The sequence below is a fragment of the Pseudophaeobacter leonis genome (assembly GCF_002087335.1).
In the GTDB taxonomy this organism is placed as follows: domain Bacteria; phylum Pseudomonadota; class Alphaproteobacteria; order Rhodobacterales; family Rhodobacteraceae; genus Pseudophaeobacter; species Pseudophaeobacter leonis.
The window spans coordinates 1-12,225 of sequence record NZ_MWVJ01000006.1 but is presented as its reverse complement, the minus strand read 5'-3'; the positions used below and the strand labels follow the sequence as shown (position 1 = coordinate 12,225).

Here is a 12,225-nt window from a genome sequence, read left to right as displayed (position 1 = left end):
CGTGCGGGCAGGCTCCTGCGGCATCCGGGACCGGCTGACTGGCATGCTGACAGGCATGCTGACTGGCATACAGGGGCAGCAAAGCCAATGCGCACGCACAGGCAACCCGCCCAGGCAACCCGCACAGGCCACCCGTAAAGACCGCCCGTAAAGGGCCCCGGTTTTTTGCACAGCTCTGATTGCGTCTTGTGGCCTGGCCCCCGTATGGTTGCCGCATGATTGAACTCAGAGATCTTCAGCTGCTGACCGCTCTGGCGCGGCACCAGCATTTTGCCAAGGCCGCCAAAGACTGCGGCATGTCGCAGCCGGCCTTTTCCATGCGGATTCGTAATCTGGAGGAGAAACTGGGGCTGTCGATCGTGCGCCGGGGCAACCGCTATCAGGGTCTCACCGGCGAGGGTGAGATGATTGTGCGCCGGGCCCGCAGTATTCTGGATGATGCCAAAGCGCTGGATCAGGAGATTGCCGCCTCGCGCGGCGAGGTCACGGGCACCCTGGTTCTGGGCGTGGTGCCCACGGCCACGGCCTTTGCGGCCCAGGTGGTCAATCGGTTGCATGAGGTGCACCCACGGGTGCTGGTCCAGATAGATGTCACCACCTCAATGGCGATCCAGCAGCGCCTGCTTGATGGCACGATTGACGCGGGTGTGACCTATGCGGACAGCGTGCCGCCCGGGCTGATCACGATTATGGACCTCTATGAAGAGAGCTATGTGTTGCTTGCCCCCGAAGCCATGGTGGCGGAGCAGGGTGACAGTATCAGCTGGCAGGAGGCGGCAATGCTGCCACTGAGCCTGCTGGAGCCGGGCATGCAGAACCGGCGCATTCTTGACCGGGTTTTTGCCGAGCTGGACCTGAGGCCAGATGTCATGTCGGAATCCAATGGCTTTATGTCCGCAATGATCATGGCCCGCGAAGGGGCGGTGGCGACGATCCTGCCGCGGGCGCTGGCGGATGCGCTGGGAGAGATCAGTGGCACACGGGCTCTGGCTTTGCCCAGTAATCTGGACGAGGCCGTCTCACAGGCGCGCCCCATCTGCCTTGCCTCTCTGCAGCGCACACCTGAACTGACCACGGTTGCCTCTCTGCGTCGCGTTGTTGCCGCGTTTGTGCGATAAGCTTTCGTTATTGTGCATTTCGTATATTGATTTTGACGATATGATTTCCTGATGGCATGCCGACTGGACAGGCATGTGCGACACTTCGGAGGTCATCTTGGCACCATTGGACAATAGCAAAGGCGTATGGAAATCCGGCAAAGGCAAGGGGCGTAAAACTCCCAAGGGCCGTCAGTTGGATTATCAGGCGCATAGCGAGGTTCTTGACCTTCTTGGCGAGCGGCCGCGCAGCCGGGACATGCTGATCGAGTTTTTGCACCTTATTCAGGATGCCTATGGCCATCTGAGTGCTGCGCATCTGCGCGCGCTGGCAGAAGAGCTGCACACTGGCCAGGCCGAGAATTATGAGGTCGCCAGTTTTTACGCCCATTTTGATGTTGTGCGCGAAGGCGAGGTGCCACCACCCGCCCTGACCATCCGGGTCTGCGATTCCCTGTCCTGCGAGATGGCCGGGGCCCAGCAGTTGAAATCCGCGCTTGAGGCAGGTGTGGACAGCGCCCAGGTCCGTATCCTGCGCGCGCCCTGCATGGGCCGCTGTGACACCGCACCTGTGCTGGAAATCGGCCACAACCACATCGACCACGCCACTCCGGAAAAGGTTCTGGCGGCGATTGCGGCGGATGACACCCATGTTCACATCCCGGATTATGAGGGCTTTGCCGCCTATGAGGCCGCAGGTGGCTATGCGAGCCTCAGGGAACTGCGCTCCAATGGCGACTGGGAGGCGGTTCAGGCCAGGATCAAAGAGGCCGGGCTGCGCGGTCTTGGCGGCGCTGGTTTTCCTTCGGGCACCAAATGGGGCTTTGTGGGGGCCAATGCTGGTCCGCGTTACCTCGCCGTAAATGGCGACGAGGGCGAGCCGGGCACCTTCAAGGATCGCTACTATCTGGAACGCACGCCACATCTCTTCCTTGAAGGCATGCTGATGGCGGCCTGGGCGGTCGAGGCCGAAAAGGCCTTTATCTACATGCGCGACGAATACCCGGCGGTGCTGCATATTCTCGCAACCGAGATCAGGGCACTGGAAGAGGCCGGCATCGTTGAGCCGGGCTATATTGATCTGCGCCGCGGCGCTGGCGCCTATATATGCGGTGAAGAAAGCGCCATGATCGAGAGTATTGAGGGCAAACGTGGTGAGCCGCGTCACCGTCCGCCCTTTGTGGCGCAGGTGGGCATCTTTGGCCGGCCCACGCTGGTGCATAATGTTGAGACCCTGCTGTGGATCTGCAGGATCAACCGCGAAGGGCCGGAGTGTCTGAACACGGTTGAAAAGAATGGCCGCAAGGGGCTGCGCAGCTATTCCGTGTCAGGGCAGGTGCAAAACCCCGGTGTGCACCTGCTGCCTGCGGGCTCGACCATCACCGATATCATTGCGGCCTGCGGTGGCATGCTTGAGGGCCACAGTTTCAAGGCCTACCAGCCGGGGGGGCCGTCCTCGGGTCTGCTGCCTGCGACGATGCATGATGTGCCATTGGATTTTGACACGCTGCAACCGCATGGCACCTTTATTGGCTCTGCTGCCGTGGTGGTGCTGTCTGATCAGGATTCCGCCCGCGATGCGGCGCTCAATATGCTGCGCTTCTTTGAAGACGAGAGCTGTGGTCAGTGCACGCCCTGCCGGGTGGGCTGTGAAAAGGCCGTCAAACTGATGAGCGAAGAAAAGTGGGATCAGGGCCTGCTGGAAGAGCTGAGCGCTGCCATGGTCGACACCTCGATCTGCGGCCTTGGTCAGGCAGCGCCGAACCCGATCCGCCTGACCATGAAACATTTCCCGGACGAGGTGTAAGCCATGAGCACTGAAAGCACCTTTACCCTTGATGGCGAAACGGTCATCGCCGAGGCGGGCCTCACCATCTGGGAAGTCGCCAATGGCCGCGGTTTGAAAATCCCGCATCTGTGTCACAAGCCGCAGCCGGGCTATCGCCCTGACGGCAACTGCCGCGCCTGTATGGTCGAGATCGAAGGCGAGCGCACGCTGGCGGCCTCCTGCATTCGCGAACCCTCAGCTGGCATGGTGGTGACGACCAACAACGCCCGTGCTGAAAATGCCCGTAAGATGGTGATGGAGCTGCTGGTTGCTGATCAGCCAAAACCGGATGTGGCACATGATAAGTCCAGCCACCTGTGGGATATGGCGGATCTGGAAGGGGTTTCAGAGGAGCGCCTTCCCAAGATGGACGCGGGCCGTATTCCGCTGCTGGACGACAGCCATGTGGCGATGTCGGTCAATCTGGACGCCTGCATTTCCTGTGGTCTCTGCGTGCGCGCCTGTCGCGAAGTACAGGTCAATGATGTGATCGGCATGGCCGGGCGTGGCCATGATGCCTTTCCGACCTTTGATATCGCAGACCCCATGGGGGGCTCATCCTGTGTCGCCTGTGGCGAATGCGTGCAGGCCTGCCCCACAGGGGCGCTGATGCCTGCGACTGTGGTGGATGATAATCAGATCGGCGACAGCTCTGATTTTGACAGTGAGACCGAAAGCGTCTGCCCGTTTTGCGGCGTGGGCTGCAAGGTCTCGCTCAAGGTCAAGGCGGGCAAGGTCAAATATGTTGAGGGCATCAATGGCCCGGCAAACGAGGGGCGTTTGTGCGTCAAGGGCCGCTTTGGCTTTGACTATATCCACCATGAGCACCGCCTGACCAAACCGCTGATCCGTCGCGGTGACGCACCTGCCAAGGGGCTGAACGTGGATCCCGGCACCTGCTGACGCATTTCCGCGAAGCCTCCTGGGACGAGGCGATGCAGCTGGCAGGCAGTCGCCTGAAAGCGCTGCGCGACGAGGATCCGCGCGCGGTTGCGGGCTTTGGCTCGGCCAAATGTACCAATGAAGAGGCGTATCTTTTTCAAAAATTCATCCGCCAGGGCTTCAAGCACAACAACGTCGACCACTGCACCCGGCTGTGTCATGCCTCGTCGGTGACGGCGCTGATCGAAAACGTTGGCTCGGGGGCGGTGACGGCCACCTTCAACGAGATTGTGAACGCAGATGTGGCGATTATAATCGGGGCGAACCCGATCGAGAACCATCCGGTGGCGGCGACCTATTTCAAGCAGTTCACCAAACGCGGTGGCAAGCTGATTGTGATGGACCCACGCGGCGTGGGTATGCGGCGCTATGCCACCGAGATGCTGCAATTCCGTCCCGGCGCTGATGTGTCGATGCTGAACGCGATCATGCATGTGATTGTCGAAGAAGAGCTCTATGACGCTGACTATATCGCGCAGCGTACCGAAAACTGGGAAGCCGAGAAGGCGCACCTGAAAGATTTCTCACCTGAAAAGATGACCGAGATCTGTGGTGTGTCACCCGAGCAGCTGCGCCGCACGGCGCGTCTCTTTGCCAAGGCCAATGCGGGTTTGATTTTCTGGGGCATGGGGGTTTCGCAACATATCCACGGCACCGATAATTCGCGCTGCCTGATCTCACTGGCGCTAATGACCGGCAATGTCGGCAAGCCGGGCGCGGGCCTGCATCCGCTGCGGGGACAGAACAACGTGCAGGGTGCGTCGGATGCCGGGCTGGTGCCGATGTTCCTGCCTGACTATCAGTCGGTGACCTCGGATGATGTGCGCCGGTCCTTTACCGATATCTGGGGCGGTGGCGACTTCTCGAACGAGCAGGGCCTGACGGTGACTGAAATCGTGGATCAGGCCTATGCGGGCAATATCAAAGGTATGTATATTCAGGGGGAAAACCCGGCGATGTCGGACCCTGATGTCGAACACGCCCGCGATGCTTTTGCCAAGCTTGATCTGATGATCGTGCAGGATATCTTCCTGACGGAAACGGCGAATTATGCCGATATCATCCTGCCGGCCTCGGCGCTGTATGAAAAGAATGGCACCGTTTCCAATACCAACCGTCAGGTGCAGCGGGTGCGCCCTGCTGTGTCGCCTCCGGGTGAGGCACGTGAGGACTGGAAAATCACGGTCGAGCTGGCGCAGGGCATTGGCCTGCCCTGGGACTATAAGGACGTGCGCGAAGTCTTTGATGAGATGAAGCTCAACATGAAGTCGCTGGACAATATCACCTGGGAGCGGCTGGAAACCGAGACCATCACCTATCCGTCGCTGCATGCCACGGACCCCGGCCAGGCGATTGTGTTTGGCGATGGCTTTCCGCGCGATGACGGCCGGGCACGCTTCACACCGGCGTCGGTGATTGCGCCGGATGAGGCGCCTGATGCGGACTATCCGATGATCATGACGACGGGGCGGCAGCTGGAGCACTGGCATACGGGATCAATGACCCGGCGTTCGCTGGTTCTGGATGCGGTAGAGCCGGAAGCGAATTGTTCGCTACATCCCAAAACGCTGCGCGCCCTTGGGATTGAGGCGGGCGAGATGGTGCGTCTGTCAACGCGACGGGGCTCTATCATCATCATGGCCCGCGCTGATCGTGCTATCGCCGAGGATATGGTTTTTGTGCCCTTCGCCTATGTCGAAGCTGCGGCGAACATTTTGACCAATCCGGCTTTGGATCCCTATGGGAAAATCCCTGAGTTTAAATTCGCGGCAGTGAACGTCGAGGCCGTGGCAGCGCACATCGCGGCTCAATAAGGAACGCGTGTACCAAACAGAACGGTCGCGGACCCGAGGGGTCCGCGACCGCTTTTTCTCGTGGCGCCGCGCTTTGCGCGGCGCGGTTGCGCGTGTGGCAAAGTGCGTGGGGGAATTTTTTCATATGAGGTTTGAGCTGAGATAGCCGCTTTGGGTTTTCCCAAAGCGGCTGGCGCCGCGCTTTAGCGCGGCGCTGGGCCCAACGGGAGACGAGGGGCTTGACCCTCGATCGACGGGCGGGAGCACTTGCGGCCTAAGCTAACAAAGTGATGGCGCTGGTTCCGGCGCCCCGGCGCAGAGCATGGGTTTCCTGCAGGTCCGGGTCGTTGATCCAGGCCTGTGCGGCTGCTTCTGTCGCAAATTCCAGAATGACTCCCAGACCTGTCTCATCTCGCGTGCCTTCGATGACCGTTTGGTTTGGTGATGCGCCCAAGACCTTACCACCATGTTTTGTAAGCGCGGCGCCCGCCTTGCTGCGATAGGCGGCCATAGAGTCTGGATTGGTCACGATCAGGTTTACGTAAGCATATACCATCATTGTTGTTCCTTTTAGGTGAGAGCAGACACATGCGGCAGAACGTTGCGCGAGAAAACACATGCATTTTCGTGTCCGACATGCAAAAACGCTTGTATGCAGATCAATTGGGACGACATGCGCACGATCCTGGCGCTGGTGCGGGGTGGCTCGCTGGCCACCGCTGCCCTGGATCTTGGGGTGACCTATACCACTGTTGCTCGCCGGGTGCAGCGCGTTGAGGATATGCTTGGCCGCCCGCTTTTTGAGCGCCGACCCGAGGGCTACCGCGCGACAGAAGAGGCGCGGGATCTGGCAGCGGCAGCCACCCGTATGGAGGCGGAAGAGCATCAGGTCATGCGCCAGTTGGCGGGACGTGACCAGAGCCTCGCCGGGCCATTGGTCCTGACCGCGCCACAGCTGTTGATCCAGTACCATTTGGCCCCTCTCATTGCCAATTTCAGCAGGCTATACCCGGATATCGAGCTGACGGTACGCGCCACAAATGAGGTTCTGGATCTTGCGCGGCGCGAGGCGGATCTGGCGCTTCGGATCAGCGCCTCTCCGGGGGATAGCCTGGTCGGGCATCGCCTGTGTGGGCAGCGCAACGCCTGTTTCGCCACAGAGGCGAATGCGGCAGCCGCAGCGCGCGACCCTGATGCGCGCCTCAACTGGGTGATCTATAGCGGCTATGATAGGCCTCCAGACCATGCCCTGGCGTCCTACCCGAATTACCGGGTGCGCGGTCGCTTTGACGATATGACTGCTATGGTCGCGGCGGCGCGCGCGGGAATGGGGGCTGTCAGAATGCCGCTCTTTCTGGCGCGCAGCCATCCCGATCTGGTGCCCTTGGCTGGCATCTCGCCGCAGGACTATGCGCCGATCTGGGTGCTGAGCCACCGTGACCTCATGCAATCCAACAAGACGCGCCTGTTGAAGGACGAGATACGCGCCTATTTTCGCAAGCATCACAGCCAGTTTACGGAATTGCCTGACCCGTCACCGCGCGTGGGTGGCGTGACATGAAGCGGTCAATATCGGCCTGCGCGGGTTTGCGGCCGGTAAAGACCTCGACGTAGTCTGGCATCAGGGCAAGGCGCCTGTCTTCCTGTTCATGGATCTGCATCGAGATATAGCCGATCTGGGTGTAGATCATGGTACGCGCCCGCACCAAAGGCTGTCTCTGGCGCGTAGCCAAAGCGGTGCAGCATCTGCGCCATCGCGGTCTCGCGGCGCGCGTCAGCCTTATCCAGGCGGATTTGCAGGTCGGCATCGTTGCGGGCCCAATTGCGGATCGCCAGATCCAGTCGTGAATCAAACAGCGCCTCATCCAGCCAGCAGTCGAACAGGTTAAAGATCGCCTCAAAGACATTGCCAGCATAGGCCTGGGTGCGGGCCACCAGATTGCCGGTGTTCTTGTCTTCCCAATGTCTGATTATGGCCTCTAAAAGCGCCTCGCGATCCTTGAAGTGCCAGTAGAAACTGGTGCGCGACACCCCAAGGTTTTTGGCCAGAGGCATGATCTTAACCGCTTCCACGCCACTTTCGGTCAGCGCGTCATAGGCAGCTGTGAGCCAGGCCTCTTCTGAGGTCGGCGGGCGGGATCTGTCCTGCATATTCATGCAGATGTCCTAGCACCGACATGGGCTAGTCGCAATGCTGTTGACAGGTAAGGCGATTCTGTCGACACATGGGTCGAGATGCTGTTGTGCAGTGTTGTGCAGTTTTGCCCAGGGAGGTCGCAGGATGAGTGAAGTTCAGCTAAGGGCGCGGGGGCGCCGGGTACGTCGCGGCGCGGGCCGCCCGGCAGAGCCGGGACAGAACGAGTATTTGCGCGTGCCTTACATTTCCCGCAAAATTCCGACTTATGACATCCTGTCCGAGGACAGCCTGAGCCAGATCGAGGCGACGGCCGAACGGATCATGGCTGAGATTGGTGTCGAATTTCGCGACGATCCTGAGGTGGTTGACTTGTTTCGCGGCGCAGGCGCGCAGGTGACGGATCTGACCAAAGACAGCTGGAGTCTTAAGTTTGCCCCGGGCATGATCCGTGAGATCCTGAAAACCGCACCGGAGCGGTTTACACAGGTCGCACGCAACCCTGCCAACTCTGTCGAGATCGGCGGCGATGCCATGGTCTTTGGCGCCCTCTTATGGCTCGCCCTTTGTGATGGATCTCGATCATGGGCGGCGCTACGGCACCATTGAGGATTTTGAGAATTTCGTGAAACTGGCTCAGATGAGCCCCAATCTGCACCACTCAGGCGGCACCATCTGCGAGCCGACGGATGTGGCGGTGAACAAGCGTCATCTCGACATGGTCTACGCCCATATGCGCTATTCGGACCGGGCCTTTCTGGGATCCATCACCGCCCCCGAGCGGGCCGAGGACAGTATCGCGATGTGCCGCATTCTGTTTGGCGCCGATTTTGTCGAGCAAAACTGTGTCATCATGGGCAATTTCAACACCACCTCGCCGCTGGTGATCGACGGTGTGACCTCCAGAGGCATCCGCACCTATGCGGCGGCGGGGCAGGGCACGATCCACCTGCCCTTTCTGTTGGGTGGGGCGGTGGCGCCGCTGACCATGGCGGGATCGCTGGCGCAGTGCCTGGCTGAAAGCATGGTGTCTTGCGCGATTACCCAATTGGTGCGGCCCGGTGCGCCCGCGGTGCTGGCGTCTTTTATCAGCTCGATGTCGCTGCGCTCAGGCTCGCCCACCTTTGGCACTCCTGAGCCCGCATTGGGATCATTGGCCATGGGGCAGCTGGCGCGCCGCTTAAAGCTGCCGCTGCGCTGTGCCGGCAATTTTTCCACCTCAAAGCTGCCAGACGGGCAGGCGATGCAGCAGTCGATGATGTCGATGATGTCAGCGGTGCAGTCCGGGGCAAACTATATCCTGCACTCGGCGGGTTTTTTGGATGGTCTGCTGTCGATGTCCTACGAGAAATTCATCCTCGACACGGATATCTGCGGCGCGCTGCACGCCTACCTCAAGGGCTTTGAGGTCAATGAGGATACGCTGGGATTTGAGGCCCTGGCCGAAGGCGGGCCGGGACAGCACTTGTTCGCCACCCAGCACACGCTGCGCCATTACCAGACCGCCTATTGGGACAGCGCTGTGGATGACCACCAGCCCTGGGAGACCTGGGACGAGAAGGGCGGCCTGGATGCCGCCACCCGCGCCAATGCCCGCTGGAAGGCGCAACTGGCTGCCTATGAAGCCCCCGCAATTGACCCCGGCACCGACGAGGCGCTGCGGGAATTCATCACAAAAGCCAAAGATGCAGCGCCGGACGCCTGGTATTGACCACTCATATTTTTTAGCCGGGGCTGTACTTGCGCGAAAAGTCCGGCTTCAATCTCTCAAACAACCGTTCCCCGTCCCTGATCTCCCCGTCCCTGATCTCCCCGTTCCTAGTCCCCAAGGCCCGTTCCCAGGAAAGAGCACCCCATGTCCAAAGATCCACTGCTGCAACCCTACCAGCTGAAACACCTCACGCTGCGCAATCGGATCATGACCACCAGCCACGAGCCGGCCTATCCCGAAGATGGCATGCCAAAACAGCGCTATGCGGCCTATCACGCTGAACGGGCCAAGGCGGGCGTGGCGCTGACCATGACCGCAGGCTCGGCGGCGGTGTCGCGCAACAGTCCGCCCGTTTTCAACAATATCCTCGCCTATAAGGACGAGGTGGTGCCCTGGATCCGCAATATGACCGATCAGGTGCATGAGCACGGCGCGGCGGTGATGATCCAGCTCACCCATCTGGGACGGCGTACCCATTGGAACAAAGGCGACTGGCTGCCTGCGATTTCCTCAACCCGCCACCGTGAGCCGGCCCATCATGCCTTTCCCAAACTGGCCGAGGACTGGGACATCACCCGGGTCATCTCTGATTTTGCCGATGCCGCTGAACGCATGCAGGCAGGTGGCATGGACGGGGTTGAGATCATGACCCATGGCCATCTGCTGGATCAGTTCATCTCGCCGCTGACCAACGACCTTGAGGGGGCCTACGGCAAAGACCTGCTGGAAAACCGCATGCGGCTGACCACCGATATTATTGCCGCTGTGCGTGCGAGAGTGGGGGATGACTTTGTGCTTGGCGTGCGCTTTGCCCCGGATGAGGCGCATGCGGGCGGCATCACCCCAGAGATGGGGGTAGAGATTGCCCGGATCCTGAAAGACACCGGACAGGTTGATTTTCTCAACGTTAATCGTGGCCGCATCCATACCGACCCGGCGATGACGGATATGATTCCGGTGCAGGGGATGAAGGGCGCGCCGCATCTGGATTTTGCGGGCTCGGTGCGCGCGGCCACCGGTATGCCGGTGTTTCATGCCTCAAAAATCCCCGATGTCGCCACCGCACGCCATGCGGTTTCGGCTGGGCTGCTGGATATGGTGGGTATGACGCGGGCCCATATGGCGGACCCGCATGTGGTGCGCAAAATCATCGAGGGGCGCGAAGATGATATTCGCCCCTGCGTTGGGGCCACCTATTGTCTCGACCGCATCTATCAGGCCGGCGAAGCCCTGTGCATTCACAACGCGGCCACGGGTCGGGAGGTGACGATGCCTCACGACATCCCGCCTGCAGATGTAAAAAAGAAGGTCGTGGTGATTGGCGCGGGCCCCGGCGGCCTTGAGGCGGCCCGGGTCGCGGCTGAGCGCGGCCATGCGGTGACGGTGTTTGAAGCGGCAGCAGATCCCGGCGGCCAGATCCGCCTGACGGTGCAAAACCCGCGCCGGGCCGAAATGATCTCGATCATCGACTGGCGCATGGCGCAGTGTGCCGCCCGTGATGTTGAGTTCCGCTTTAACACCTGGGCCGAGGCGGCGGATGTTACCGCGCTCAATCCCGATGTGGTGATTGTTGCCACTGGCGGGCTGCCCAATACAATGCTGCATGAAACCTCAGAGGAGGCCGCCAATGTCGTCACCAGCTGGGATATCATTTCCGGCGACGTAAAGCCCGGCTCAAACGTGCTGATCTATGACGAACGCGGCCATCACCCCGGGGTGATGGCGGCAGAAATCGCAGCCGCTGCCGGAGCCCGCGTCGAGGTGATGACCCCGGACCGCACCTTTGCGCCCGATATCATGGCGATGAACCTGGTGCCCTATATGCGGGCGCTGCAGGACAAGGATGTGAGGTTTACCGTCGCCCGCCGCCTGCTTTCGGTTACACCTGATGGCAATCAGCTGAAGGCCACAATCGGCACCGACTACAGCGCGCATACCTCAAAGGCACAGTATGATCAGGTGGTGGTGAACTACGGTACCCTGCCGCTGGATGATCTGTATTTTGACCTGAAAGAGCTGGCGTCAAACCGTGGCGAAGTAGATCAGCAGGCCCTCATTGAGGGGCGGCCTCAGCAAATGGTCTCTTATCCGGACGGCAGCTTTCAGCTGTTTCGTATCGGGGACGCGGTTGCAGCCCGCAACACGCACGCTGCGATCTATGACGCGTTGCGCCTGATGAAAGACATATAAAGACACATTATATGAAGGGTAGCTAAGATGCGACAGGGTTTCATCGGGACAGGCACGATTGCTGCGGCCGTTATGCGGGGTCTTGCGGGGCGGGGGCGCAAGACCTGATCGAGGCCCTGAACACGCCCGGCGGCTATAACCAAAATTTGCGCAAGCATATGGAAAATGCGGGCATGGGGGATCAGCTTGTACCTGGGCTCAATGCTCTGGCGGGCTGAGCGCGCAACCTAGCCGCCCCGTTTGCAGGGAGGCGTGGTGTAAAGATTTCGGTGCAAAACCCGTGTGACCTGGTGAGAACAACATCCGATTCATCAGATTCGGATGTGATTTTGTGGGTAACCCTGTGGGTAAGTTTGAAATGTCGAAAAGTGGCCCGTGTTATCACCCGTAGGTGAGGCTTTGGGCTTTGTTTTTGGGCCTGAACTTTGGAAAAATTGGTGTCTAAGTTATTGATATTATGACGTTATAACGGATCTTTTGCGGAAAGTTTTGGAAAAGGTAATTTATGCCTTGCGGAGGTTTGGAGTTAA

At 60.0% G+C, this 12,225-nt stretch carries 7 protein-coding genes and 2 pseudogenes; 7 read left to right on the top strand and 2 right to left on the bottom strand.

Annotated elements, in window-relative coordinates; genetic code table 11:
• Nucleotides 1-215: 215 nt before the first annotated feature.
• The 3 genes and pseudogenes from B4968_RS02450 to fdhF all read left to right on the top strand — a co-directional run bounded on the left by B4968_RS02450 (nucleotide 216) and on the right by fdhF (nucleotide 5,681).
• A complete protein-coding gene (locus tag B4968_RS02450; RefSeq protein WP_083096302.1) occupies nucleotides 216-1,118 on the top strand; it encodes a LysR family transcriptional regulator in 903 nt (300 codons plus the stop codon).
• Between the two features lie 73 nt (nucleotides 1,119-1,191).
• Nucleotides 1,192-2,904: an NAD(P)H-dependent oxidoreductase subunit E gene (locus B4968_RS02445; protein ID WP_083096300.1), complete on the top strand. Its 1,713-nt coding sequence runs from the start codon at nucleotides 1,192-1,194 to the stop codon at nucleotides 2,902-2,904.
• A gap of 3 nt (nucleotides 2,905-2,907) precedes the next feature.
• Nucleotides 2,908-5,681, top strand: a pseudogene (fdhF, locus tag B4968_RS02440) (formate dehydrogenase subunit alpha).
• A gap of 253 nt (nucleotides 5,682-5,934) precedes the next feature.
• On the opposite strand, the gene B4968_RS02435 reads toward fdhF, so the two are convergent.
• On the bottom strand, nucleotides 5,935-6,219 hold the full coding sequence (locus B4968_RS02435; RefSeq protein ID WP_241525513.1) for a DUF1330 domain-containing protein: 285 nt from the start codon (nucleotides 6,217-6,219) through the stop codon (nucleotides 5,935-5,937).
• Nucleotides 6,220-6,312: 93 nt separating this feature from the next.
• Between B4968_RS02435 and B4968_RS02430 the strand changes: the two genes are divergently transcribed.
• Nucleotides 6,313-7,221, top strand: coding sequence for a LysR family transcriptional regulator (locus tag B4968_RS02430; protein ID WP_162843558.1), 909 nt, complete (start codon nucleotides 6,313-6,315; stop codon nucleotides 7,219-7,221).
• On the opposite strand, the pseudogene B4968_RS02425 reads toward B4968_RS02430, so the two are convergent.
• Nucleotides 7,175-7,817, bottom strand: a pseudogene (locus B4968_RS02425) (TetR/AcrR family transcriptional regulator). The gene B4968_RS02430 and the pseudogene B4968_RS02425 sit on opposite strands and share 47 nt — an antisense overlap.
• A 124-nt stretch (nucleotides 7,818-7,941) precedes the next feature.
• On the opposite strand from B4968_RS02425, the gene B4968_RS25515 reads away from it, so the two are divergent.
• The 3 genes from B4968_RS25515 to B4968_RS02415 all read left to right on the top strand — a co-directional run bounded on the left by B4968_RS25515 (nucleotide 7,942) and on the right by B4968_RS02415 (nucleotide 11,695).
• Complete coding sequence (locus B4968_RS25515) at nucleotides 7,942-8,403, top strand: trimethylamine methyltransferase family protein (protein WP_338153189.1); 462 nt, start codon at nucleotides 7,942-7,944, stop codon at nucleotides 8,401-8,403.
• A complete protein-coding gene (locus B4968_RS02420; RefSeq protein ID WP_338153188.1) occupies nucleotides 8,324-9,505 on the top strand; it encodes a trimethylamine methyltransferase family protein in 1,182 nt (393 codons plus the stop codon). The genes B4968_RS25515 and B4968_RS02420 overlap by 80 nt, the downstream gene beginning before the upstream one ends.
• A 144-nt stretch (nucleotides 9,506-9,649) precedes the next feature.
• A complete protein-coding gene (locus tag B4968_RS02415; protein WP_083096297.1) occupies nucleotides 9,650-11,695 on the top strand; it encodes an NADH:flavin oxidoreductase in 2,046 nt (681 codons plus the stop codon).
• Nucleotides 11,696-12,225 lie beyond the last annotated feature (530 nt).

Coding starts and splice junctions, on each gene's coding strand:
- B4968_RS02450 (WP_083096302.1), top strand. CDS start 216: ATGATTGAACTCAGAGATCTTCAGCTGCTGACCGCTCTGGCGCGGCAC.
- B4968_RS02445 (WP_083096300.1), top strand. CDS start 1,192: ATGTGCGACACTTCGGAGGTCATCTTGGCACCATTGGACAATAGCAAA.
- B4968_RS02435 (WP_241525513.1), bottom strand. CDS start 6,219: ATGATGGTATATGCTTACGTAAACCTGATCGTGACCAATCCAGACTCT.
- B4968_RS02430 (WP_162843558.1), top strand. CDS start 6,313: ATGCAGATCAATTGGGACGACATGCGCACGATCCTGGCGCTGGTGCGG.
- B4968_RS25515 (WP_338153189.1), top strand. CDS start 7,942: ATGAGTGAAGTTCAGCTAAGGGCGCGGGGGCGCCGGGTACGTCGCGGC.
- B4968_RS02420 (WP_338153188.1), top strand. CDS start 8,324: ATGCCATGGTCTTTGGCGCCCTCTTATGGCTCGCCCTTTGTGATGGAT.
- B4968_RS02415 (WP_083096297.1), top strand. CDS start 9,650: ATGTCCAAAGATCCACTGCTGCAACCCTACCAGCTGAAACACCTCACG.